Origin of the sequence: Acidiphilium sp. PM, assembly GCF_000219295.1 — a bacterium.
Taxonomy (GTDB): domain Bacteria; phylum Pseudomonadota; class Alphaproteobacteria; order Acetobacterales; family Acetobacteraceae; genus Acidiphilium; species Acidiphilium multivorum.
Map to the genome: position 1 here is coordinate 1 of NZ_AFPR01000574.1, position 689 is coordinate 689.

At 66.6% G+C, this 689-nt stretch carries 1 protein-coding gene; it reads right to left on the reverse strand.

The window, feature by feature from the left end; genetic code table 11:
* On the reverse strand, positions 1–689 hold a 689-nt coding region (locus APM_RS18640), incomplete at both ends, for an IS1634 family transposase (RefSeq protein ID WP_039889265.1).

Here is a 689-nt window from a genome sequence, read left to right on the forward strand (position 1 = left end):
ACTGGGCCTGCAGCCCGTCGATGATGGCCTGGCGGTCCTCCCTGTCCTTTCTCGCCTCGGCCTCATTGACCGTGACGATGTAGCGCTGGGCCGCCTTGCCCTTGCCAATCCGGACCTCCTTCACCCACAGCTGGGTCTCACCATGCTGGCGATCGAGCACGAGCGGGACCATCGCGGCCTTGTCCTTCAGCACGACGTCGCGGATCACCCGGCTGGTGCGCTCGCGCGCGCCGAGGATGTATTCCATCCCCAGCGCGTCCAGTGCCGCGATGGTATCGGCACTGATCATGCCGCGGTCGGCGACCACGCAGGCGCGGGTGATGCCGAAGCGCTCGCGCAGGCGCGTGACCACCGGCATCAGGATCTTCACGTCGGCGGTGTTGCCCGGCACCATCTCGGTGCAGATCGGCCTGCCTTCGGCATCGACCACCAGGGCCAGGATCATCTGCGCGAGGTCGGGGCGATAGTCCTTCGAATGGCCACGGCGGCCCAGCGTCTCGCCGCCCTCGCCGTAGAAGGAGAGCGAGGTCGTATCCATGAACACCAGGCTGAGATCGGTGAACAGGTCGCGCCGGCGTTCGAAGAGTTGCTCCTCGATCACGTCCTTGACGCAACGTGGCGCGAGGGCGCCCGCTTGCCTGTCGCCGAGTTCCTCGCCCAGCCAGGCCATCGTGCGATAGAAGTGGTGT